Annotated in this window: 19 protein-coding genes; all 19 read right to left on the bottom strand. The window is 45.4% G+C overall.

The window, feature by feature from the left end; translation table 11 throughout:
* Nucleotides 1-2: 2 nt before the first annotated feature.
* Complete coding sequence (gene pheT, locus BLQ82_RS00965) at nucleotides 3-2129, bottom strand: phenylalanine--tRNA ligase subunit beta (RefSeq protein WP_062526526.1); 2127 nt, start codon at nucleotides 2127-2129, stop codon at nucleotides 3-5.
* Nucleotides 2130-2176: 47 nt separating this feature from the next.
* Nucleotides 2177-3208 (bottom strand): phenylalanine--tRNA ligase subunit alpha, encoded by a 1032-nt coding sequence (pheS, locus tag BLQ82_RS00960; RefSeq protein ID WP_062526524.1) that lies wholly within the window; start codon nucleotides 3206-3208, stop codon nucleotides 2177-2179.
* A 41-nt stretch (nucleotides 3209-3249) separates the two neighbouring features.
* The gene (locus BLQ82_RS00955) at nucleotides 3250-4992 is read right to left on the bottom strand and encodes an ABC transporter ATP-binding protein (RefSeq protein WP_062526522.1); all 1743 of its coding nucleotides are present in this window, start codon (nucleotides 4990-4992) and stop codon (nucleotides 3250-3252) included.
* Nucleotides 4989-6761, bottom strand: coding sequence for an ABC transporter ATP-binding protein (locus tag BLQ82_RS00950; RefSeq protein ID WP_062526520.1), 1773 nt, complete (start codon nucleotides 6759-6761; stop codon nucleotides 4989-4991). Before BLQ82_RS00950 ends, BLQ82_RS00955 begins: the two co-directional genes overlap by 4 nt.
* Entirely contained in the window at nucleotides 6739-8445 is a 1707-nt protein-coding gene (locus BLQ82_RS00945) for a B12-binding domain-containing radical SAM protein (RefSeq protein ID WP_062526517.1), read from the bottom strand. The genes BLQ82_RS00950 and BLQ82_RS00945 overlap by 23 nt, the downstream gene beginning before the upstream one ends.
* Complete coding sequence (locus BLQ82_RS00940; RefSeq protein ID WP_062526515.1) at nucleotides 8442-10151, bottom strand: B12-binding domain-containing radical SAM protein; 1710 nt, start codon at nucleotides 10149-10151, stop codon at nucleotides 8442-8444. Before BLQ82_RS00940 ends, BLQ82_RS00945 begins: the two co-directional genes overlap by 4 nt.
* Before the next feature lie 54 nt (nucleotides 10152-10205).
* Nucleotides 10206-11090: an SAM-dependent methyltransferase gene (locus BLQ82_RS00935; protein WP_062526514.1), complete on the bottom strand. Its 885-nt coding sequence runs from the start codon at nucleotides 11088-11090 to the stop codon at nucleotides 10206-10208.
* A gap of 23 nt (nucleotides 11091-11113) precedes the next feature.
* Complete coding sequence (locus tag BLQ82_RS00930; RefSeq protein WP_060860042.1) at nucleotides 11114-12115, bottom strand: zinc-dependent alcohol dehydrogenase; 1002 nt, start codon at nucleotides 12113-12115, stop codon at nucleotides 11114-11116.
* Nucleotides 12116-12135: 20 nt separating this feature from the next.
* On the bottom strand, nucleotides 12136-12345 hold the full coding sequence (locus tag BLQ82_RS00925) for an acyl carrier protein (RefSeq protein ID WP_025705610.1): 210 nt from the start codon (nucleotides 12343-12345) through the stop codon (nucleotides 12136-12138).
* A gap of 7 nt (nucleotides 12346-12352) precedes the next feature.
* Nucleotides 12353-13897 (bottom strand): class I adenylate-forming enzyme family protein, encoded by a 1545-nt coding sequence (locus tag BLQ82_RS00920; protein ID WP_062526512.1) that lies wholly within the window; start codon nucleotides 13895-13897, stop codon nucleotides 12353-12355.
* A 15-nt stretch (nucleotides 13898-13912) separates the two neighbouring features.
* A complete protein-coding gene (locus BLQ82_RS00915) occupies nucleotides 13913-15148 on the bottom strand; it encodes a phenylacetate--CoA ligase family protein (RefSeq protein ID WP_062526510.1) in 1236 nt (411 codons plus the stop codon).
* Nucleotides 15123-16187 (bottom strand): hypothetical protein, encoded by a 1065-nt coding sequence (locus BLQ82_RS00910; RefSeq protein ID WP_143013319.1) that lies wholly within the window; start codon nucleotides 16185-16187, stop codon nucleotides 15123-15125. Before BLQ82_RS00910 ends, BLQ82_RS00915 begins: the two co-directional genes overlap by 26 nt.
* Before the next feature lie 13 nt (nucleotides 16188-16200).
* The gene (locus tag BLQ82_RS00905) at nucleotides 16201-17469 is read right to left on the bottom strand and encodes a pyridoxal phosphate-dependent aminotransferase (protein ID WP_062526507.1); all 1269 of its coding nucleotides are present in this window, start codon (nucleotides 17467-17469) and stop codon (nucleotides 16201-16203) included.
* Nucleotides 17470-17490: 21 nt separating this feature from the next.
* Nucleotides 17491-18273 carry a glycosyltransferase family 2 protein gene (locus BLQ82_RS00900; RefSeq protein WP_062526505.1) on the bottom strand — a complete coding sequence of 261 codons (783 nt, stop codon included), beginning with the start codon at nucleotides 18271-18273 and terminating at the stop codon, nucleotides 17491-17493.
* Nucleotides 18263-19849, bottom strand: a complete 1587-nt coding sequence (locus BLQ82_RS00895) for a pyridoxal phosphate-dependent decarboxylase family protein (RefSeq protein WP_062526503.1) — start codon at nucleotides 19847-19849, stop codon at nucleotides 18263-18265. Before BLQ82_RS00895 ends, BLQ82_RS00900 begins: the two co-directional genes overlap by 11 nt.
* 1 nt (nucleotide 19850) lies before the next feature.
* On the bottom strand, nucleotides 19851-20420 hold the full coding sequence (locus BLQ82_RS00890) for a flavin reductase family protein (RefSeq protein WP_062526500.1): 570 nt from the start codon (nucleotides 20418-20420) through the stop codon (nucleotides 19851-19853).
* A gap of 47 nt (nucleotides 20421-20467) precedes the next feature.
* Complete coding sequence (locus BLQ82_RS00885) at nucleotides 20468-22168, bottom strand: carbamoyltransferase family protein (protein ID WP_062526497.1); 1701 nt, start codon at nucleotides 22166-22168, stop codon at nucleotides 20468-20470.
* 398 nt (nucleotides 22169-22566) lie between these two features.
* Nucleotides 22567-23703, bottom strand: coding sequence for a carboxynorspermidine decarboxylase (nspC, locus tag BLQ82_RS00880; RefSeq protein ID WP_425281134.1), 1137 nt, complete (start codon nucleotides 23701-23703; stop codon nucleotides 22567-22569).
* Between the two features lie 19 nt (nucleotides 23704-23722).
* Nucleotides 23723-24922 (bottom strand): saccharopine dehydrogenase family protein, encoded by a 1200-nt coding sequence (locus BLQ82_RS00875; RefSeq protein ID WP_062526495.1) that lies wholly within the window; start codon nucleotides 24920-24922, stop codon nucleotides 23723-23725.
* Between the last annotated feature and the right edge of the window lie 620 nt (nucleotides 24923-25542).

The following is a 25542-nucleotide window of genomic DNA, read 5'->3' as shown; positions in this document are numbered from 1 at the left end:
CTTTATTGTCTTAATTCGGCAGCGAATTGTTCTTTTAATGTATTCACCACTCGTTCATATACCGGATAGATATCATCATCCGTAAGCGTCCGGTCCGGATGACGGAACACAAGTGAGAAGGCAATGCTCTTCTGGCCTGTCTGGGCCAGACTGCCACTGGAATAGACATCAAAAATAGACACATCTTCCAACCATTCTCCTGCGGATGATTTGATGCCGGCAATCATTGCAGCGGCGTAAACATGGGCATGCACCACTACCGCGATATCCCTTTGGACCGAAGGATACTTCGGTGCCGATTGAGCGGATATTCCAAAATCGGTTAGTCGATAGATAGGCTTGAGAGAAAGCTCCAGCACAAAGGTTTCCTTAAGGTCATATTGTTTCTGGACATCCGGATGCAGCTGTGCTGCATAACCAACGTAAATTGGATTACCGTCGTTATCCTTTAAGTAAATGCTTGCTGTCCGCCCGGGATGAAGACCTTGGATTTGGGCCCCTTCAAAGGAATAGCTTTCAATCCCCAGATAGTTCAGCATCTTCTCGACAGTTCCCTTTATGTCATAGTAAGATACTGGTTGGGCTGGGCAATTCCAGTGGGGGTGGGTCCTTTTCCCCGTGAGCAACATCCCCAGGCAGGGGAACTCCTGCGGCAGCTGCGTTAAAACGGGCTCATTACTGCAATAGATATTACCAATTTCGAATATAGCAATGTTCTCTGTACCATATTTCAAGTTGAACGACGCTGTCTCCAGAAGGTGAGGCAATAGACTCATCCGCAGCATGGAGCGGTCTTCTGTCATGGGATTGTTCAAAAAGACGGCTTGTGGATACAGCGGGTTTACAGGGATCATATTGAAATGCTTAGGGTGAGTCAAAGAATATGTGATCGTCTCATTAAACCCGCTTTGAATTAGAATATGTCTGATGCTGCGCCGGATCCGCTGTTCATTCGTTAATCTTCCTGGTGTTGTTACGCCCTGTACCAGAGACACAGGAATATGCTCATAGCCGTACAATCTGGCGATTTCCTCGATGATATCGACCTCCTGGGTAATATCCCCCCGTCGCTTAGGAACGGAGATGAGATAGACAGAATTCTCCGGAATCTCAAATGGAAAATGGAGATATTCCAGAATTGCTTCAATTTGTTCTCCGGATATTTCAGTACCCAGATAGCGATTGATCTTTTCTTGGCTCACTTTGATGGTCTTGTGTTCAATAGGTGCATACTGCCAATGTGAGACACCGGACAGTTTAGCCCCAGGTGAAGCAGCGACGATCAGCTCCGAGACCCGCAACAGGGCAGGAAGAATCATCTCCAAATTAATTTCTTTTTCAAAGCGGACAGTCTTTTCATTGCGCAACCCAAGCTTCCTGGAGGTCTTACGAGTGACACTTCCTGAGAAGTGGGCGGATTCTATCAATATTCTATGGGTACCCGGTGAGATTTCATAGTCGGCTGCATTGGAAATACCGGCAATGGAAGCAGGCTTCCGTCCGTCTGAAATAAGCAGGGCCGTGGAATCGACTGTCCTTTCCAGACCATCTGCAGTCATGATGTTTTCTTCATCGGCAAACCGGATCTGTATCTGGGCGCCGGAAAATTGATCCGCATCATATATATTAATAGGTTGACCGCATTCAAGCATAATATAGTTGGCATAATCAACCACATTATTGACCGGTGCAACTCCCAAAGCGGACAAGCGCTGCTGAATCCATAGCGGAGAAGGCCCTATCTGAACATTCTCTATTAATGCGAGTGCATAACACTTACAATCCTGCTCCGCCTCGTTATTAACCGAGAATAAATTCAGAGGTGAATAATTATAGGAGGACACGTTGTAACGGTTCAGACTGTTGCTATCCATATATCTTCCCAGCACTGCCCCCATTTCATATGCCGTGCCGATGATACTGAGGCAATCCGAACGGTTGGGTGTAAGATCCAGGTCGAGAATGTTATCCTCCGTCTCTTGAAGCGAAGACTCCTGTCCGTAAAGTTCAGCAGCTGACAGCACACTGTCTACTTCAATTCCATGGGCGGTTAATTGTTCTGCCAGTTCTTCGCCTGTATATCCTCTCAAATCTATATATTCGGATAACCAAGTAGTGGATACTTTCATCTTTATTCCCCTTTAACTATAATGATATGCCGGAAATAAACGACGGGTTATATATGATTAAATTGTGTCAATAACCGTAAATCATTGGTGTAGAAGTTGCGGATATCGTTCACACCATATTTAAGCATCCCTATCCGCTCTACACCGATCCCAAATGCAAACCCGCTGTATTGGGTTGAATCGTATCCTGACATTTCCAATACATTCGGATGGACCATTCCTGAGCCAAGCACTTCGATCCACCCGCTGTTTTTGCAAATTCTGCACCCTGCCTGACCGCAGAACATACAGGATATATCCACTTCCGCACTGGGCTCCGTGAACGGAAAATAACTGGGCCGCAACCGGATTTGCGTTTGAGTCCCAAACATCTTCTGCACAAATTGAAGCAGGGTTCCCTTCAGGTCGCTCATTCTGATATGGCGGTCAATCACCAACCCCTCAATCTGTGTGAACAGATGGGAATGGGTGACATCATCGTCGCGGCGGTATACTTTCCCCGGGCAAATGATTTTAACCGGAACCTGACCTTTCATTCGCTCCATAGTTCTTATCTGCACCGGGGAAGTATGGGATCGCAGCAAAATCTCTTCCGTAATATAGAATGTATCCTGCATATCCCGCGCCGGATGATCCTTAGGAAGATTCAGGGCTTCAAAGTTATAGTAATCCCTTTCTACTTCCGGGCCTTCCTCGACGGAATAGCCCATGCCGATAAAAATATCCTCAAGCTCCTGCGTAACCTTGCTGAGCGGATGAACCGAGCCTATAGGAGCCGGATTTCCCGGCAGCGTAACATCAATAGTTTCCTTGGCCAATTGTTCTTTTAGTATTCCCTGCTCAATTTCTTTCGATTTCTCGTTCAGCTGATCTTTTATAGATTCTCTTACCGAATTAACCATCATGCCGATTATGGGTCTGTCTTCCGAACTGAGGGTGTTCATGTTTTTGGAAATCTCGGTGATGAGTCCTTTCTTGCCGAAATATTTCACCCGCAACTCATTCAGTTCGGCAAGACTCTCCGCCTGTAGTATAGCTTTCTTTGCCTCAAAAGACAGCTCGTCTAGCTTGGTTCTCATTATTATTCCCCTCCATAATGGCGCAAATAATTAGATTTCATTCATACTTCGGCGGAGTCAAATAACTCCTGATAAAGAAGATTTCGCTGTGTTAATTCTTCAAGACTTCCCGAGGCTGCTATCCGCCCCTTCTCCAGTATGACAATCCGATCTACAAAGGACAGGGAAGCAGGGGAATGCGTCACAAAAATACACGTTATTTCTGATGGCAAGCTTTCCAGTAAGCGTTGAATTTTCATCGCATTCCGGCGATCCAAAGAAGATGTAGCTTCATCCAAAATAAGCAACGGGGCATTCTTTAACATTGCCCTTGCAATGGCAATCCGCTGTTTTTGTCCGCCGGATAGTGTAGCTCCCCCCTCTTTTACGGGAGTGTGGTACCCCTGCTCAAGCCGGGAAATGAACTCATCCGCATTGGCTGCCTCAGCAGCGCGTTTGATATGGTCATCATCAAAGGAAATTGCTCCGAAGGATATATTCTCGCTAATTGTTCCCGTAAACAGGTAATTATGCTGCGGAACATAGGAATAAAAGTCCTTTACTTCAGAAGTTCCGTCAACCTGCTTATCAAAAATCGTTATTAGTCCGCTGTCATGCCGGTAAAGACCGGTTATCAATTTCAGCAGGGAGCTCTTCCCTGAACCGCTTGCCCCAACGATGGCTACCTTTTCCCCTCGGCGGATCTCAAGATCAAAAGACTCAAACAGCGGCTCTTCGACGCTTTTGTCCGGCTTAAACGATACATTGCGCAATAGGACGGCAATGTCTTCTGCGGGAGGCAATAATGGATTTGTGACTTCTATCTTCTCCGATTGCGAATTTTGTCCGAAGGCGGCAAGATCCAGTGCCCGATATGCAGAACCGTAGCTGTTATTCAGTGTTCTCCAGCGATCTGCGATAATTACAAACGGCCACAAAACCTGACTCATCAGCAACGTGAAGGTAAGCACAAGGCCAACCGTCATTTCTCCGTTTATTGCGGAAAGACAGATCAGAAATACACCTATGATCCAGACCGATTCCCTCATAATATTCAGCAGTTGCTGCATAAACACATTGGTGAGTATGCTTTTCCTGTATAACCGATAAGTATCCCTTCTATACTTTGCATATTTCTCCCCGAAATAGCTTTGCAGCCCGTAAGCTTTTACGACAGAAATTCCTTGCGCCATTTCTTTAATTAAATTCTTGATATCAGACTCCTTGTTATATATTTCTGAAGATATTTTCCGGATTTTGGGATTAAATATACTGCTGCAAAAAAAGATAAGGACGCCCGTAATGGCCACTGCAACGGCCAGCGGAAAATTGATAAAGCACAAATAGGTCAAAGCAACAGCAAACTGCAGTGCGTTCTCAAAAATCCCGAAGAGCCCGTCTTTTAAATGTCTGCAGCAGTCTTGGACATCATAGGAGGCGCGGGATATTAGATCCCCGGAATGCCGTCCCTTGAGCTCTTCATAAGGCAACTTGTTTAGCATGGAGAAGGTGTCAAACTGGAAATTTCTTGTCAGCATAGAAAAAGAATATTCTCTGAAGAAATAGCCCACAAAGGTAAGAAGCATCGCAAGCAAGAAGCAGATGGAAAACACAATCAGATAGAAGGATAACCGCTTGAAATCCCCTTGATTCAGAACATCCAAAAAGGACTGCTGAACCTTGGCTATGCCGATATTAAAAGCGACATCAACCATCAATAAAATCAGGCCAAACAGAAGCAGATTATTGCCGTTCTTCACATAAGTGAATACTCTCAAGAAGATGGAGGCTCCTTTATGCTTCATGCGATATCATGCTCCTCTTCATATCCGTTTAGCAAGTTGTAGTATTTGCCCTTCCGGGCAATCAACTGCTCATAAGTTCCCTGTTCCACAATCTGTCCATGGTCCAGATACAAGTATTGGTCCACCTGCTCCAACCGCAACGGCTTATGGCTGACAATAATTAGCGTCTTATCCTTAATCATGTTCTTAAATTCCCGGAAGATAGCCGCCTCATTCTCTCCATCCAGCGCAGAGGTAGGTTCATCCATCACAAAAAGGGAGGCCTGCTTCAGCAGAGCCCGGGCAATGGAGATTCGCTGGCATTCTCCGCCGGAGAGTGTCAGCCCGCCTTCACCGATCAAGGTACCATAGCCTTCAGGCGTACTCATGATCATATCGTGCATGTTTACTTTTTGGGCTGCATTCATAACCTCTGTCAAGGTAGCATCAAGCTTACCCAAAGCAATATTCTCAAAGAAGGTCCCGGAGAACACATACATTTCCTGGCTGATATACGAAATATCACTTCGCCATTGCAAAACATCACGCTCTGCCTGCAGTGCGGAACCAATCCTGATCTCTCCTGACGCCGGTTGCAGAAACCCGAGAAGTAACTGAAGTATTGTACTTTTTCCGCTTCCGCTTGGGCCAACGATTGCCGTAACAGTGCCTGCTTTCACCGTAAAAGAAATGGTGTCGAGCGCAACTCTACCGGGCGAATAAGCAAAGCTTACATTGGAGAACTGTACCATCGTCGGTTCACTGCTGTTCCGGGACATTTCATTACCATTATGTATACCGCGTTCTTCCTCCATTTCAAGAATCTCCAAAGCACGGGACAATTGGCTTAACGAATTCTGAACTCTGGGCCACATCACCATAGCATTGGATATCGGATTAAGCATTCTCCAGAATACGAGAATAAAGGCTACAACGCTGCTGACACCAATGATCTCCTGCTTGACGAGAACACCGCCGTAGCCAATGATGAAGATCATGCCGCCGATTCGGATAAAAAAGTTCACCTGATTCGTTAGCGACTCGAACCAGATCCCCTTTTTGGTCCACTTCATGAATTCCGCATATTTGCTGTGGAAGATTGAATCGGTCCGCTCCCCCAGAGAGGTAGTACGGACCACCTCGGCGCCGTCAATACACTCCTGCGTGAATGCATTCAGCGCTGATTCGGCATCGAGCTTATGCCCGTAAATGACATTTAATTTTCGGGACAAGTATTTTAGAGCGAAGGGAAGAAGCAGTGCGACAACAAGGCAGCTTACGGTAAACAGGATATTAATAGCGCTCAAATACACCAGATTCAGAACAATGACGGCAAATACCCGGAACCCGTCCATCAGATTATTGTTCAGTGCAATTTGGCCGTTGCGTGCATTGTCGCTTACCCTCTTCACCAGATCTCCGGAGTGGTAATTTCTATGGGAGGCAATATTCATATGAAGTAATTTTTGAACCATTAAAGATTCCAGATGCACCGAAGATCTGTAATTTACAAATTCCGTGAGCAGGGAAGCACAGGACCCTAGAACTACAGTTCCGGCTATAACCCCTCCAGCCAGCAATAAAGACTCACGCAGAGCACCCATATTACTGTCGGTGGCGGCCGAAATCATGCGTCTGAACGCTTCAGTTCCCGCCACATCAATGCCAGCGGCCAAAATAATACAAATGATTAAAAATACATATTGTGGCCACAATTTTCTGTTGATTTGCAACAGGGAGGTGAGTACTCTCCAGGAAGACCCCGCCTTATTTCCGCTCTGCTTCAACAATCCTTCCCCCTCCTACCCGGAGTGTTTCTGCCGTTAAATTGATTAGGTCCAGCCTTTTTTTCTCTGTAAGGCGTTGTACTTCAACGGAGTCTTTCTCACTGCAGCTGATTACAATGTGGCCGTCCTCAATTCGGGACCATTGTCCGGATTGAAGCACCGGTACATCAGACAGATACGTATAGTTCATCTCATCATCATCCGTTATTACATAGGAGACCTCAAAGTTCTGTTCTCTTAGGAGATGGACCAGAGTATAAGAAATTTCATTCACGTGATACACAATCAATTTCCGGCCCGGCTGGAGCTGCGCAAAAATATTTTCGATCAGATCCCGATATTTCCGGTAGATCCGTCCAACAAATATCTTTTTGATCTGCACATCGTATTCCAGCATAATTTCATAAAGCCGGTGCTGAGACATCTCATCATTCAAATAAAAGCTGTCGTTCTGACTTCTTAGTTTGACCCATTCCTGAAAGGGCCTGTTATAGAACTTCTCGGTATGCGTATATCCATAATAAAGCATACGGCTCCACTCTACAGGCTCCTGAATGATCCCCCTTGTCTTGCCCTCCTCCCACAACTCCGTACCGGGCATTGGAGACAAGATGTTCGCAGCCACTTCATTCAGCTTTCCTTCACGCATATTCCTGACAACAAAATCATAGGTCATCCGCAGATCTTCTTCAGTCTCCCCGGGAGAACCGACAATGATTGAGGCACTGATGGGAATGCCGTTCCGGTAAAGTAAATCAAGCGCATGCTGTATCTGAGGCACGGTTAAAGTGCCTTTCTTGAGGTAATTCAGAATACGGGGGCTCGCAGACTCCATACCGAAATAAATGAAATTGGCATTCAGCGCCTTAAGCAGCTGGCACATTTCATCATCTACCTGATCTGCGCGGATAGAGATGTTGATCAGCAACTTTCCCAGAATATTGCGTTCTTCCATCAGGCTGATAATGTTACGCAGCCGTTTTCGGTCAGCGGTAAACAAATCATCCACGAAAGTGATTTCCTGAGTGTCCGGGAAGTCTCTTAAGATGGCGCAAATCTCGTCAACCACATATTCTGCCCCGAATCTTCTAAACCGGCTCCAGAAATTGGTGGAAGAGCAGAATACACATTTAAAAGGGCAACCCCGTGAGGAAAACAGGTTTTGTTTCTTTTGCCACCACGGTTTCATTAAAGAGGTTCGGTCGGGAAAAGGGATCGTTTCCATTTTCTTGATCGGCTCACGCAAGGGATTGATCTGCACGTTTCCTTTATTGCGGTATACAATTCCCTTGACATCACTTAAGTACTCGGGCAACAAGGAACCGTTCCTGGCTCTAATATCCAGAATCTCTCTGAAGGTTTCTTCGCCTTCAAATCTTACGCCAACAGCAATTTCCTCCGGAAGCGTTTCCGGCATTAAGGAGATATGATATCCCCCCAGAACAATGTCCCGCACCCGTTTCCGAATCTCCTGTAACTGCTCCTTTAAAAGTTCAAAGTCTTGCGACATGCAGGATATAGCCACAACATCCACATCATCCGTCAACTCGTGAAGCCGTTCGATTATCGTAACATTGTGATGTTGTTCACAATATTGTTCGGCATAAGATTTAAGATAACGAATTCCAAGAGGCATATACGTAGATTTGTCATTCTCATTGGTATAATGCCAGAGCGCTACATTCATTTGGATAAGCCCCTTTCCAATGGCTCATCCTGCTCCTCCTGGCGAAAATAGATAATATACCTGTTGTGTGAGCGGGAAAGCTCACTCACAAGCGGAGCATACTCCTGTTTGTAAAGAGAGAAGATTTGGTTTTGATCGATCAGTTCGCCGTTGTAATGCGATTTGAAGATGTACGGATTATCCGGGTCAGAATCGATGATATTGAATTTTCCCGGTGCACTGTACATATCGCAGTTGCGTTCCAAGCGGTACAAACCGGCGAAAACCCCCTTTAAATTGGGTGAATTTTCCTTAAGTTTATCAATATCATACCATATCTCTTCTTCCCTTTGTGAAGGAAATCCACAAATCATCCATATTATATTCTTAATGCCAAATTTACTAAACATGCTTAAATTCTTGGATATATTTTTCTCGGAAATGCCTTTACGGATCATTTTTATAAGCCGCAAATTAAACGTTTCAACACCAAACAAAACAAGCCGGCAACCTAAAGCTCTCGCCCTCTGTACAAGATCATCGGTATATTCCCCGCTGATCCGGGAGTAATACATCCAATCCAGCGAGTTCAATTCACGTGCTTCCATCTCCGCTACAATTTCCTTCAGTTTCTCCGGTTTAATTGCTTCATCGACAAATTGTATATGTTGGTTGTTATATTTTTTCTTCAAAGCAGCTAAATTTTCTACAACCGTCTCAGCAGTTTTGCTTCTAAAATTATACCGGTAATTGGCATCATGGTCGCAAAATGTACAGTGGCCCCAAAAACAACCGCGTGAGCTCTGATAGGGAAGCATAATTTCAGGCATCAAGTATAATTCAAAATCCAAATCGTTGAAGTCAGGTTCCGGCAGCTGTTGAAAATTTTCGAATTTAGCCGCATTATGAACAACCTGTCCCGAAGAGTCCATAAAGCAAAGATTAGGAATGTCCGCTAATTCGCCTTGTCCCTTGGAGGTGTACTGAATAATTAATTCCAGGGCGGTTTCTCCTTCTCCGTTAACTATATAATCACATAAATCGAAGATCTTTTTCTGTTTGTCAGGGCGCACCGTCTTCACAAGCACAGGGATGTAGCTGCCGCCAAATATAATCTTTACCTCAGGGTGTATCCTTTTAATCATTCTGGCGTAAATGCAGGAAACAATGAACTGATCAAAGCTGGTACTGGAAAATCCGATCAGCCGAAGCCCTTGCTGAATCAACGTCATGCATTCGTTGCCAAGCAAGGTGTCCGTCAACAGCTCGCTGCTAACCTCCTCCATAATACTGTCCAGCTCAAACTCTGCTAATTTATCCCAATAGTTCTTTTTGTACAGCTGATTAAAATAAATATAATGAAATATGCCATCCAAAAAATTAATTTCATCCAATGTAAATTGATAGAAATTTTTCTTGAGAAATTGTCCGCTTAATTGTCCCGGCTGTATAAAGGCGCTCTTTCTGGTAAACTCTTTTGCGTCGTTTGCTTTGAACACATTTTTATATGCAGTGTCCAGACCGTCATAAACATGATCATTTTGCAGTTCTTTAAGAATGGCGTCCCCCTGCTTATCGATCATCCGGTTGAAATGAACAATATTCAAATCAAGCTGCCGTACAGCGAATCCTTTGGAACGCAGAAATCCGCTCAAACTCGGCAAAGCCAGAAAGGGAGAGTAAAAATCCCAATACGGAGGAGATATTAAGAGTAAATCCATGTCCATTACGAAACCTCCTTACTTTTCGACTTATGCGGTTATCCCGGCGACATTCGTCGTTTATTTCCTCCAAGCGGTCAAATAATACTCGTACATCCTGCATTGATGCTTCGCTATTTGATCTTTAAGGAACGTATTCAGATAATCGATATCGCACCGTTCTTTGTTCTTCCAATAATACGAACTCACGGTTTTGACAATCCGGTTCTTGGAATTCAGCTGCGCATAGGTTTTAGCCATATGGGCGTGCCGGTGCGGGAAGACATGATCCGAAACATTTATTGTCTTTTCTTCGCGGAAGCCTACGTCATTTAGCAATTCTTTATAATCCTTTTCCGTCAGAAAGTCCTCCGGCGTCTCTTTGAAGTACTCTCCGATCTTCAGCATAAACTCCTGATCTTCATCCCGGAATTCATGAAACGGCCTTGCCAATGTGGTGTAAGCCAAAACCAGTCTGCCGCCAGGTTTGATTCCATTGTATAAATGATGTAGAAATTTCTCTTTGTTACGGATATGGGTCAAAATTTCTATGCCGTATATCTTGTCAAAGAGTTGTCCCCTAAGGCCTTCCTCTTCCAGGTTGACTTCGTTCAAATGGGCTCGCTGCACGACGCGATGTTCTTCCAGCAGGCTTCGGCACGCTTCAAGCTGCAGCGGATCAATATTGAAACCGGTCACGGATTTGACGGAAAATGTACTTAGAAGCCTGGTCATAGCCCCGCCGATACCACAGCCCACATCTGCGATATCTTCATTTGCTCCCGGTTTAAGCAATTCGAAAATATGGTCAACCATTTGGATTTGCTTCTGTCTGGAGCTTGTCTTTTCAAGGGAATAGCGTTCATATCCAAGATTCATAAATCCTTTGGTGCTCCCGGCTTTAACAATGTTGCTTTGACGGCTGCCACTATAAGTTGCGATCATATTCCCTTTATGCTGATCCATTCCGATCCCCCTGTCATTAAGGCTTAGAATAATTCTCCGTTGAGCCTTTTCTCGCGCGCCCACTCATTCTCCATCAATACATGAATCGCACCGGCACTGCATTCTGCACGTAAATCGAGAGCTTGTTGTAATTGATCCATAGGAAAAATATGCGTTCGAAGGCGCGGTGTCGGCAGAATCCCGTCCGCTACCAGCTCCATCGCGTCACGCCACAGTTTGCGGTGCTCGAATACACCTGAAATATTCATACTTTCTTTAACCACAGAAAGTCCCTTTCTGTGCAGTTTAAAGTAGTCAAATCCGTCGCAGGGGCCAATTCCGCCAAAGTTAACGATCTTCCCTCTTATTCTGGTCCAATCGATAGCTTTCTCTACATCATTGCCGTCCCGCGTGGCAATAATGGCAATATCAACGCCTTCAGGAACAATTTCTTTGATCCGCTCCGTCATATTTTCGGTAGAAGCATTAATGAAGTAAGTTGCACCGAATTCTTTGGCAATCCGCAGCTTTTCTTCATATAGATCGGCAACGATCAGTTTTTTACAACCGAAGAACCGGACCAGACGGGTCATGATCAGTCCGGTCAAACCTTGTCCATAGATCAGAACATCGCTTGATTCCGTAATTCCCGTTTTCATGGCAGTCATCGCTATACTCGGCAAAACTTCAACTATAGAGCTGTCAACCAAAGAAAGATCAGGGTGCAGCTTTAACACATTCATCGGCTCGGTGACTACATATTCGGAGAAACAGCCCCAGACACCTATACAGGTAACACGGTCACCAACCCTTAACCCAGTGACCATGCTCCCTATCTTGTCTATAACTCCCGAAGGCTCATGACCAAGCAATACTGGGCCTTCCGTATACATTTCCGGCGATCGTTTACCGAGATAGATGGAAATATCCGAAGCGCATACACCGGTATAAGCTATTTTGATGCGGACTTCATACGGGGACGGCTCCGGAATTTCAGCATCCACCGGTATCATATTTTTGGGTCCTTCTAAAATGTACGAAATCATGTCTATTACCTCCGGGGTTTTTATAATGTGGTTTGTTCTGTGATCCGTTGCTCTACCAAATGAACTAAATCTTCCAATTTCAAAAAGTGTTCCATCGACATATCCTGGTCTTCAAATTCAAAATCCAGCGCTGTCTCTAAGTTCACTATCAGCTGGATTAACTGAATGGAATCGAATCCTAGACTGTTCATCAGATCCGTATCAGGAGCCGCTGAATCGGGTAAATCCATTTCGGGTTTAATCTCCTTGATTAACTTCCAGACTTCTTGCTGGACGGATCTCTTCGCCATTGCCCCCACTTCCCTTTCGGTTGATTTTACCGGTTAACCCCCGCTCCAGCTTGTCCACAAAATAAAAGGCCGCCGGCACTTTGCGATGATCCAGTCTTAACCGGCAATGACGGACTAAATCTGCAGTGGACAATATTCGTCCAGAGCAAGCTTCTATATAGGCGGCTATTCTGCTGCCTCCCAAGTGATCGCTTTCTTCCTTAACCAAAGCCAGATGAACATCATCGTGCTCCAATAAGACCTCTTCGATCTCGGTTGGATATATATTAAGCCCGGCCTTGATAATCATGTCATCTTTACGCCCGCAAAGAAACAAATAACCGTCGTTGTCCAACCAGCCAATATCCCCGGTGAGCAGCCAGCCTGCGCGGAATGGCGCTGCGGTTGTTTCGGACAAGTAACCTTTCATCAATGTTGGACCCGCTATAGCAACCTCACCGGTTTCGCCGGCTTCGGCGGATGTTCCATCCGGCCTCTGAATATCCACTTGCACTCCTGCGATAGGCTTGCCAGAAGAGCCAGTGAGAAGACCCAGCTCTCTTGTCTTGATATATGTGACCCGCGAGGCCGCTTCCGATATTCCATAACCATAAATAATCTCTGCCTGGGGAATTTCAGATATCAAAGCCTGGATAAGAGATTGACCGGCCGGAGCACCGTAAAAGTGAATAATCCGCAATTCCGTCTCCCTGAACCGGGGCAATAGCCCCGCTTTCCTTATCAGTTCAAGCAATGTAGGAACCGTAAAAAAAACAGTGACTCCATAATTCCTGATTACTCTGATCAGCCGGGAAAGAACCAGCACTTCAGGTTCAATTACAATAGAAGCTCCAACCGATAACGCGGCAAACAATTCGGAATTCATACCGGATGAGTGAGCCAAAGGTTTGGTCAAGAGAACTTTGTCGGTTGACTGTAATTCCAGATAAGTGTGTACACTGGTGGCGCAATGCTTAACATTGTCCTCTGTGAGCAGCACACCTTTGGGAGTACCTGTTGAGCCTGAGGTGAACAATATTTCACATACATCCTCATCCATCAATCTTGGCGCCAAGCTGCCGGCCGGAGAAGCTATCTCCTCAATGGCCAGTTGCCCGCTTCCTTCGCTGAAGTCGATACAAAGTACCGCATGCCCTTTGTTTCTGAGAAGCGTAAGCACTTCTTTATCGATGCAACTCCGGTCAAATATAACAGCGAAGGGCTGCGTTTCGTGAATGATGAACTCGAATGAACGCGCCGGCGTGTTGTGATAGAGAGGAACAACAACTCCATCGCAAGCAAGTGCTCCAAGAATTGCACTAAGCATTGCCGGGGAGTTCCGCATCATCATAACTACATTCATATACCGGGTAATTCCCAGCTCATGCAGTCGTTGTGACACCCGTGTTGAATTGTCACAGAGCCAAGTATAATCGCCCGTCCAGCTGCCCCACTGGAGCAAGCTGTCTTTGAACGAATTCAGGTCCGGAAACAGCCTGTTCATTCTACTCATCGGCATTCCCCATCTCTAACATCTGCAAATGAATACATTCGGCTTCTCTCGCTGCTTCCGTACAATTTCACTCTCGCTTAAAATATTGTGCTGAAAGGCAACGTCTCGCTCCATACACAGACAGGCTGCGGAAGCGAATAATTCCATGAACACTTCTACCTCATCAAAATAATTCGTATAGACATTGAAATGGTCCAAATTGGATTGAATGACTTGTATATATTCCAGCCCGGGAATCTGCCGCTCTCTAAGCACTCTTCTAACCATCTGATGAAAAAACACATTCCCGTACAATTTTTCTTTGCAGCCTTTGATCAAATTGATCTCCCGGCCTTCAAGGACCGTAAATGTGGGGTTCGGATTACCGCAACCGCAAGTTTCTTCATTAAAATATCCGTAATCACCCGACAGATAGCGTGTAAAGGGTAGCAACCGGTTCGAAAGCGCAGTCAGCAGTAGCCGTCCCGTTACAAGGGGCTTTGTGATAGGATTGTTGTCATCATCAACCAGTTCAACATATACATTCTCATTAATATGTAAATTGCCGCAGGCACAGCTTAATCCTATTGTCCATGTTTCGATTGTTCCATACTGATTGACGACCTGAACGTTGAAATATTCCTCAAGTATCTTTTTCGTCTCCGGTCGAAGATACTCTCCGTTGCACTCGATCACTTTTAATTTGGGGAGATCAAGCTGAATATTATTTTTTTGTAAGGAAACAACGTGATGCTGAATGGTACTGGGTGGAGTATGCAGCCAGCGGGCGTTTGCATCCTTGACTTTGCCGTAAATTTTCAATAAATTCTCAGGATCATAATTGTAAATATCCAATTTGTCAGCATCTTTGCCGATATGATTGAATTGAAAAAGATTGCCGGGGCTAACCTCCCGGTCCACCCGCCGTCTCTGCTTCCAGATCCCCAAGGAGAGGATGGCCCGTTCCGGCTTGGTCTTAGCACACCGGAACGGAACACCGCTGGTTCCTGTAGTTTCTTCAACGATAATATCTTCGGAAAAGTACAGCTCATTGTCTGTACGGTCTTTTTGTATGGCGGGATTCTGCACAAACTCAACCAGGCGATCTTTTACTTCGGCAAATTCATTACTGAAGAATTCGCCGTATTGTTTGCGGATCATGTCCTTTGTCATTATTGGAAGTTCCGCAATGGAAGTAGCTTGGTGGTTTCTCTCCATATAAAAGGGCACATGCATTTTTAAATAGTTAAGATGAGACAACAGCCGTTCCATTGTTGCTCCCTCCTTTAAGAAAGCTGTCGGCTACTTGTTTGCAATAGCCGCACTCAGTACAGTTGAACTTGCACTTGGAACGGCGGCTCCAATAATCTTGGGGATATTTCCTGTCCACATCAATCTCGGCCATGAACTCCGAATTATACCTGAAGCGTGTGCCGCCTTGACCAATGGTATAGATAATATCTCCCAGGCTGACTTCCTCGCCATTCAAGTAGAACTCCATAATTTTTGCGATTTGCTCTGTGGGAAGCCATCTGGAAGATATTTTGAAGATATCCATCTGGCCAAACCAATGATGGATATCGTTCGGCAGAATACCTTGGCCTGTAAAATATCGCCACCAGTTATGCTTTTGATAAGAAGCGCACAGAAACCGTTCGACGTGCAAATATGAGTTGTGGGCCTTCATTTGGCTATGCAGATCCGAATCCAGGCAATCCCTGGTGCAGAACTCATTGAGGATTATCTTATATTTGATACCGGGGAATTCCCTCTTTAATTTTTGAAACAGCGGCAGCTGGTAAACCGAATTTCTGCCCAGATTGATGCAATAAATCGAATCTTCTCCGTATTTATCTACCAGAAATGCGACTTTTTCGAACGTGTCAATATTCAATCTGACAGATAAATGGAGCTTGATATGGGGAAGTTCTTTCATAATAATTTCGGCCAGCAGCAAGTTTGAGACGGAAAGCATCTCAATTCCTACGTCCAATTTTTGCGGAATATCCAGCAATTTCTTGATTTTATCCGGCTTTAAATGATCTCCCATACAGAAGAAGTTGTACAGCATGTTTAAGCCAATGTGAGGATACGCAGCTTTGATCTCGGTCAATTGTTCTCTGTAAGCTTCCAGTTCCAGTTCCTTGTAATGCTCCTTACCGTTGCCTAGCTTCAAAGCAAGCGGGGGTGAGAAGAATATTTCGGTGATATACTCTTGGTACTTAGCTGCTATTTCTTGAATAAACTTCTCATCCTGATTCCAACCCAGGCTAATTCTGTTGTAAAGCTCATGTGTATATACAGCCATCATCTGTTGATCCTTTCTAGTGGTTTCTGAGAAAATTGCATATTTTTTGCGAGACTGCTTCAATTTCGGGTTCTTTCCCCAATGAAATCCGCCAGAACAGCTTATGGGTCTGCCCGTTGCTGCAATACATATATTTGGGACTATGATTCTGCACGAAATTAAGGTTTGGAAAAAATTTGCTTCCAGAGGTAACTCTCACCCCGGTCATCTTCTCTAACGAATACGTCCATTCATCTAACGCTTTATCCGAAGTGATGGACATCCCCCCCAGATCGATGCACCGATACAAATGATTATCAGAGGGAAGCAGCCTGGCGGCTGAGCTGTTCAAAGCTTCAAAGCTGCTCGAAAAGAGATGATGCCGCATCCTTAAAGAGGATTGAATCGCTTCGATCAGTCCTTGATGATCCTTCAGCAAATAACCGATAAACAAATACTTCAGTGCACTGGGCAGCAGCGAATGGGCGCTCTTAACGGCTCTCAGCGCACTGCAAATTTGTTGATTTCTACTGAAGGCCATCCCTAACCTGAGACCCGGCAGACCAAAAATTTTGGAAAAACTGTCGCAATAAATGGTCCGTTCAGGATCAAATTGGCTTAATGCCTGTTGAATATCGCCTTTGTCCGTAAATCCCGCGTAGACCATATCCACAATAATTGCGCAATCGTGCAGACGCGCCGCATGGTTGATTCTTTCCGCATGATCAGCGGTAAGGATGTAGCCAAGCGGATTTTGCGGAATATTGACCAGAATGGCCCCTACCGTTTCATCAATGCAATCTACGACCCCTTGGGCAAATTCATCCCCAGAAAAAGCCTGGAACAGTTTCACGCCGCACTTCTGATTAAGGATAGATGCAGCATAAGGATACGAGGGAATGGCTGCAAGAACAAATTGCTTGTTGCGGTAGCCGGAGCCAAGCGGCGATACTGTGCAAGAGATGACATTGGATATGGCATCCTGCGCACCGTCAAAAAATGTGATATGCCTTTCGTCAAGTTCAGACAAACCGGTTAACGCTCCTGCATGCTTGGCGGTTATTAATACCGTTTCAAGAGTTCCTTCAGCCCCCCCATATCTGGTCAGTTTGTTCTGCAAATCATGCTCTGTAAGAAACCGCTTATACAGACCATATTGATTTTCGGAATAATGGACATTTGCAATTTCACCCAGGCTCATATCATGGACAGGCGTACGCTTGTCCGCAACCAGATAATCGTTATAAAAATGCTCGATGTTCAACGACCCGAGACTGTTCTCGATTACAGTGTCAAGAATTGACAAGGCGTGTCTCCTTCCCTATGCCTAAATATGCTCGAACCATTGCGGCTGACGTGTGCGGTTGGAACCGGGATAATAATAATTGACAAGCATTTTGTTTAAATGATATATGCTTTGGCGTGAATAACGGTAATAGATGCGTTCGAACAAATCCTGATCATTATGTCTTCGATACAAATAGCGGTTGCCTTGGTAGGCTTGAATCTCCTTACGCCTCGGGTGGAAAGTATTCCAGTAGCCGCCGATCTCCCGGAATACAGAAGCCCTATGCATCATTTCATTGGTATCGATATATACGGCAGCACCGAATTCGCTTTCGGTCAGCTCCTCACAGCTGAAGCATGCACAATCATTTCCGCAATAGACTAGTTTTCGCTGATCCGATGCCATAACACGCTGGAGTACTTGAGGCGGATAGAAATTAAGACTGTTGCAATGGACAAGCTGTATCTCCGGGTTCATCTCCAGCACCTTCGACATATCCCCGATAAACGACGGCCACCATTCATTATCCGAATCCAGATAGGCAACATATTCACCTTGGGCCAGTCTCAGACCATCGTTACGCGGCTCCCATTCCTGCGGGGCAAGCCTGCTGTTCATTTCATTCCGCACACTGCGTATACGTTTATCCATCTTTTCATAATTGCTGATTAATTCAGGCGTGCCGTCAGTCGAGCAATCATCGACAATGATCAGTTCAAATTTTGCATAGTCTTGGTTCAGTACACTTTCAATGGCGCAGCTGAGAACTTCCTCACGGTTATAGACGGGCATAATCACGCTAACTTTTGGCTTATTCCACATTATGTTCACGCAGGATTTCATCTCCAAGATCAATAATGGTTTTTAAACAGCCCAGGATATTCTCTTCCGTAGAGTTTGGATTTCCAAACATCAAGCGAAGCGGATAGAATTGCACGCTCTTGTCGCTACTGATTACTGACTCATCATCAATACTGGGAAAAGTGTGAACCATATACGTTCCTTGTTCAGTCATGCGTTTATGAATCTTTTGGTTAACCTGGTTAAAAATCACATGATCATGCCTGTATCCCGGCGTTTTATACATAAGCATGACGGAGTTATGCTGTGGTTCAGGATTAAGTACTACCAACTGTTCGAATTGTCCGGTCATGTCAACGGTTCTTAATGCAAGCTCATGCCTCCGGTCAATCTCCAGCCCAACATTCTCCAGTCCCCAATGCCTCAGCATGAAATACAGTTTCAGGGATATAAATCCCTTGCTTCCGATCCCGGGAGTAAATTTTCCCAAAGAATCATCTTCATTGCTGATAATTGTGGACCCCTTCGGCAATAAATATAAATCCTTTGGATTTCTTAAAAAGAAAGCACTTAAATTATAAGGCAACAAAAACACTTTATGCGGATCAAGCGCTATGCTGTCGCATTGCTCAATTCCGTTCAATAACGTTCTCCTCAGTTTGGAACTAAACAAACATTGCCCGCCCTGGCAAGCATCCACATGCAGCCATATGTCATGCTTACGGGCAAGTTCAGCGATCTCCGCTAGTTGGTCAAACCCCATGGCCCGGCTTTCACCGGCGATGGCATAGATAGCCATGATATCTGTCCCGTCCGCCTCCGCTTCCACAATTTTGCGTTCCAAATCAGAGATATTCATGCGGAAATGCTCCGTTTCTACATGAATGGTCGCTTCCCGGTCAAGCCCATTTTCCGCCAGTTGGATATCGGACAGATCCTTATTGCCCAGTCCGAGAATGTCCAGGCTTCTGCGCAGCGAATAATGGGCAAACGGCACCGCCGCTATTACCTTTGTTCTTCTGGGATTAAATATCTTTCCTTGTGCCCTCAACTTCTCCTTCAGTTTCTCGCGTGCAGCCAGCAAGCAGGACATGTTGGAGCCATAACCTCCAAAAGTAAAGGCACCGCCGGTATTGACGGCAAGCAGTTCCGGATTGGGCAGCACTTGGTAACCAATAATCTCCCGCAGCAAAGTAAGAAGTTTAATCTCCAACAATGTCGCTGCAGGTGAATATTCATAATTGACGGTATTCTGCTGTAAAAAAACCTTGCCGATTTCCCCCAGTAATCCGGCTATTGAATTGCCGCTATCAGGCTGGGCGAGGAAATTCGCGGAACTGAAATTAAGCGAATACTTGCCAAGCGTCTCAAAGTCATTCAGAAGCTCTACAAGCTCAATGCCTTCTTGCTTGACTGTAAAACGATCAAGAATACCGTTCAGTTCACCCGGCTCAACAAAGTTGATTACGGGTTCTCTCAGCTTGAATTCCACCCCTTTTTTCATCAACTGCATGAACATGTTCATGAAAATCTCTTTATTGCCTGAGCTAAGAACCAGATCATCGGTTGTTGGCCGAAATCCGCTGCTTACTGCCATCCTACTCACTCCTTAAACCTATACAATGTCCTAGATTCCAATACTCACCCATTACATATGCAATGCCTTTGGCATTCTGAAGCGATACGGCATCGTTCAAATTATCGCTGTCCCTGTCAACAACGATCTTCTCATCAAAATAAGTTTGCAGAACCTCGGCGACAAAAATGCTGTGTGTTCCGCCGATCTCATAAGTCTCTTTCACAGCGCATTCCATGTTGATTATGCTGTCGCTTAACAGGGGAGCCTTGATGTGTTTACCGTAAAACACATTGCATCCGGTCTCGTGCAGCTTGTCCTCGGAGTAACCGCTTGTCCTGACACAATAATCTGTAAATTCCGTTTGATTCTCATAAGGGATATTAACTGCAAATTCTCCGCTTTGTTTAATATATTCCCAAGATAAATATTTCGGCCTTAGCGCAAGCGCTATCATAGGCGGATCCAGGTTTACCGGCATCAGCCAGGCACAGGCGTCGATGGTTTCTTTTCCCTCGTATGCGGTAGAGATAATTACGGTAGGCATCGGAAATAATACGGCATGTGGTTCCCAAATCAGTTTGTGTCCCAAACCCATTCCCCCCAAGCAAGCATTAGATAAAATGTGATATTTTTCACTTATTTGCTGATGATATAATCACCAATCACAAGAATATCTATGTTAGTAGATTTATAACAGTTCAGAGCATCGGCAGGGGTTTCAACAATCGGTTCGCCGTTGACGTTGAACGAAGTATTGAGAATCAATGGGATTCCGGTTAACTGGGCATATTCTTTAATCAATCTGTAGTAAATGCCGTTTTCTTCTTCCGTCACAGTCTGAACCCGGGCGGTACCATCTACATGCACTATTCCGGGCACAACATCAGCTTTATCCTTCTTGACATCAGTGACCATGAGCATAAATGGACTTTTGAAATCCATTTCAAAAAAATCAGGAGCATATTCTTCCATGACACTCGGGGCGAATGGCCGGAAGCTCTGCCTGAATTTTACCCTCGCGTTCAGGGAATCCCGCATTTCAATACTTGTAGCCTGACATAGAATACTGCGGTGTCCCAGCGCCCTCGGCCCGAATTCGCTTCCTTCCTGAAACCAGGCGATAATCTGATCTTCACTCAGGTACCCTGCGACCTCTTTGCAAATATCCTCGGATTTGCGGAATTGCAGTCCGGAGTTCTCTATGGCCTGCACAATCTCCTCATTGGAATATGTCTTCCCCAGATAATCATTGAGAAAAACAAATTCCTTAGGCGAACCGCCCAGTTCCCGGTACCCTTTAAGCGCACAGCCGATGCTGATCCCGCTGTCGCCGGCAGCCGGTGGGATAAAAATGGATTTGAACGGCGTACGGTCAAGAATTTTCTTGTTGGTTACGCTATTCAATGCAATGCCTCCAGCCAAGCACAGGTGATCGAGTCCCGTCTCTTTGTGGATACGATTGCACAAGTGAATAAGCGAATCTTCAAGTTCTGTTTGCACCTGATATGCCAAACCGGCAAATTCCTCAAATCTGTCATTCCACTGATCCTTGGATAGATGCGGCTTATCCAGTTGCTTCAGCCACTCATCATTGAACGCGTACCCTTCTTCCGTAAATGAAACAGCGCCCAGCGGATAATCGGCTTTGCCGAAAGGAGCAAGTCCCATGGTCTCCCCCGCTTTGTGACCGTCTCCGAATATGTATTCCGAGACCTCATGATACATGATGCCGAACCCTTTTATTAAGCTGTCATACGGTTGTGTGTCCCGTGCGAAACGTTTGCTTATTGGCGTAATTATTCCGCCCTTGGCTGTGTATACGGATTCCCTCTCCCACCCTCCGGTGGCACGGTACCCGGAAGATAACAGAAATTCCCGATCTTCTCCCTGAAAAAAATTCATCACAGAGTGATCTTCATTGCCCATAGAATCAATAACTAATATCGCAGCTTCATCGAAAGGAGATAAATAGTAGGAAGAGTAGGCATGTGCTAAATGATGCGAAATAGGAAGGACAGGATGCTGTGTCATATTAATGATTCGCTCGCTGTAATCATGACTGCCTTTGTAGTGTCGAAGAGTTTCATAGTAGGCAGGATCGCTGAGGTATGTAAAAATGCTGTTCTGGACAATTAAATCGACATCGTCAATGGAAATTCCCGCATAGTCAAGACAATATTGAACGCTTTCATTATCAAAGTCACCTTTAGAGCATCCATGCCGTTTAATGCGGGTTAGTCTTTCTTTGCTGATCGCAACCAAAATCCGGTTATCCTTGATTAAGCACGCGGAAGAATCATGATCTGATAAACATAAACCTAATATGTACTTGCTCATAAACGCCCTCCTTGTAATTAAGTAAACGTTCTAAAGCCTTTTTCAAGAATACTTCATGGAGCATTACATCTCTTTTAAATTTTTGTTATCAAATAAATTTATTATATATTTGCTAAATTTATACTTTATTCGATAATATAGACCATTCTAGTACACAACAAATATACTGTCAATTACATATTTTTGTATAAATTCAATTCAATTCATTAATATTTTATATAGATAATTAAGGCAGCTTTATGGTATTAAGCCTAAGTAATTTATTCAGCGAAACAGCACAAGATGGATGCGGACAATAACCGGAAACATCCATTTCTTTTTGAAGCACAAAAAGACATTCCGATAACCACTTGACATGGTACATCAGAATGTCCTGTTTGAATAATCGTTATAATCGTTTAAGACAACCGGCCGCTGAAATCGCTGTATTCAAACTCCCGGATCACCTTCAGGCCCTCTTCATCGTTATACGAAGCGATGGCCGGCAGGTTCACGCCGTTAAACATATGGTTCTTGACCATGGAGTAGTGCGCCATGTCGAGGAAGACCAGCTTGTCGCCGTACTTGAGCGGCTCCTTGAAGGAATAGTCCCCGATGATATCGCCCGCCAGGCAGGTCATGCCGCCGAGTCTGTACGTGTACGGATATTCCCCCGGCTCGCCTGCGCCGATAATACCCGGACGGTATGGCATCGCCAGCACATCCGGCATATGGCATTCGGCCGAAGTATCCAGGATGGCGATATCCATCCCATTGTGCATGGTGTCCAGCACAGTGGCTACCAGATACCCGGTGTTCAGCGCAACCGCCTCACCAGGCTCCAGGTAGATCTGCACATCATAGGTTTCTTTCATATGGAGAATGCATCTGATGAGCGTCTCCAGGTCATAATCCGGACGGGTAATATGATGTCCCCCGCCGAAGTTAAGCCATTTCATGCCATGCAGATATTGTCCGAACTTCTCCTCAACCACCTTGAGCGTACGCTCCAGGGTGTCAGAGTTCTGCTCGCACATGGTATGGAAATGCAGGCCGTCAATGCCGTCCAGCTCTTCCGGCCGGAAATTCGGCAAAGTTACACCCATGCGGGAGTAGTTGTAGCAAGGATCATACAGCGGCACTTCAATCTCAGAGTACTCCGGATTGACGCGGATGCCGCAGCTGATCGCTTTGGGCGCACTCTGAACCCGGTGCTTGAACCGGGCCCATTGGTCGAAGGAATTGAACACAATATGATCCGTGTAGCCGAGCAGTTCGTCGAATTCACGGTCCATGTAGGCAGGTGCATAGACATGCACTTCTTTGCCCATTTCTTCATACCCAAGTCTGGCTTCGAACAAGGAGCTGGAGGTCACTCCGTGCAGATATTTGCCGACCAGCGGATACAGCGCGTGCATCGAAAATCCTTTTTGCGCCAGAAGAATCTTGGCTCCGGTCTTCTCCTGCACATAATTCAAGGTTTCCAGGTTCTTCTTCAGCAGCCGTTCATCAACCAGATAGGCAGGTGACGGGAGCGTGCTGATGTCAATATCTATATCCTTCATTGCCTTACGCCTAATCCAGCAGCGTTGGCGAGAAATCTTCTTGCCAAGGCAGCCCGTGTTTGTTCAGTGCATCCATGAATGGGTCCGGATCGAATTCCTCCACGTTATATACGCCCGGTTTCTTCCAGATGCCTTTTATAATCAGCATGGCTCCGATCATCGCAGGTACGCCGGTGGTGTAGGAAATGGCCTGGGAGCCAACTTCTCTGTAGCATTCCTCATGATCGCAGACATTGTATACGTAATAAGTTTTTGGCTGGCCGTCTTTGGTGCCCTGGATAATGCAGCCAATGTTGGTTTTGCCTTTGGTTCTTGGTCCGAGCGAAGCCGGGTCAGGCAGGATTGCCTTCAGGAACTGCAAAGGAATAATCTCTTTGCCTTCATACACAATCGGCTCAATGGAAGTCATGCCCACATTTTCCAGCACCTTCAGGTGAGTCAGGTAGTTCTGCGAGAAGGTCATCCAGAAGCGGATTTTCTTCACGCCCGGGATGTTGGCAGCCAGAGATTCCAGTTCTTCATGGTACAGCAGGTAAATGTCCTTCGGACCGATCTCCGGGAGATCGTAGACTTTCTTTTCGGACAGCGGCGGCGTTTCGATCCATTCACCATTCTCGAAGTAACGCCCGTTGGCGGTGATTTCACGAATATTGATTTCCGGATTGAAGTTGGTGGCAAACGGATAACCGTGGTCGCCCGCATTGGCGTCAACAATATCAATGGTGTGGATTTCGTCAAAATAATGCTTTAGAGCATACGCTGTGAACACGCCGGTTACGCCCGGGTCAAAGCCGCTGCCGAGCAGCGCGGTAATTCCGGCCTTTTCGAATCTTTCCTTATAGGCCCACTGCCAGGAATATTCGAATTTCGCTGTATCCTGCGGTTCGTAGTTGGCGGTATCGACATAATGCACTCCCGTTGCCAGGCAGGCATCCATAATGGTCAGGTCCTGATATGGGAGAGCGACATTAATCACGACATCCGGCTGGAAGCTCTTGATCAGTTCGATTACCTCGTCCGTGTTGTCTGCATCAAGCTGCGCCGTAGAAATCTTCGTCTGGCCTCCGGCCAATTTATCTTTCAGAGCATCACATTTCGCGAGGGTTCTGCTCGCTATGCAGATCTCTTCAAATACATCCGGGTTCTGGCAGCATTTATGAACAACAACGCTTGCTACACCGCCAGCGCCAATAATTAACGCTTTTCCCAAAATTGATTACCTCCTAAAAGTTTTGTCAGCAATGCTTCAATATGACTTACTTCGTACAAAACTAACTTCGAAAGCATAAGCCTAGAAGTTTTGTCAGCGTTGCTCCATAGAATAGCTTCGTACAAAACTGCTTCGGAAGCATTTGGCTATTCCATTTGAAAAATCAACAAGGCTGATTATACAGAATGCACAGCAATAAATCAATAAAAAACGACAAAAATTGATGCCGAGACTGTAAAATCTTCTGTTTTTCCCGTTAATACTCTGGAACGCATGGAAATACACTGAAATACTCCGTTTTCCTGCGGATTATTCTACAAATCCCAGTGTGTGTAAACGCACTGTAAGAATTGGAACTTCACGAACCAGGACAACTAGATTATTGTATCACAGCAGCTGTCTAGTTCATAATACTTTTTGAAAAGCAGGGACAGCTCCCGCCTCCCTGTAGGGTTCGGCGCACATTTCCGTATTAATATACAGTACCTATCCCGGCTAATCTGGCCTGATCATCCCGTCTGTTGCATGCCGCAATATATTCTTTTACCCGTTTTCCTTCCTATAATAACTGTCATTCTGCCGCCGGGCCGCTGCTTCCCCAGAATCTCCCGGTTATTGTT

The sequence above is a fragment of the Paenibacillus jilunlii genome (assembly GCF_900102965.1).
Taxonomy (GTDB): domain Bacteria; phylum Bacillota; class Bacilli; order Paenibacillales; family Paenibacillaceae; genus Paenibacillus_AQ; species Paenibacillus_AQ jilunlii.
The sequence above is the reverse complement of the archived record's forward strand: the minus strand, read 5'-3'. Positions and strand labels throughout refer to the sequence as shown.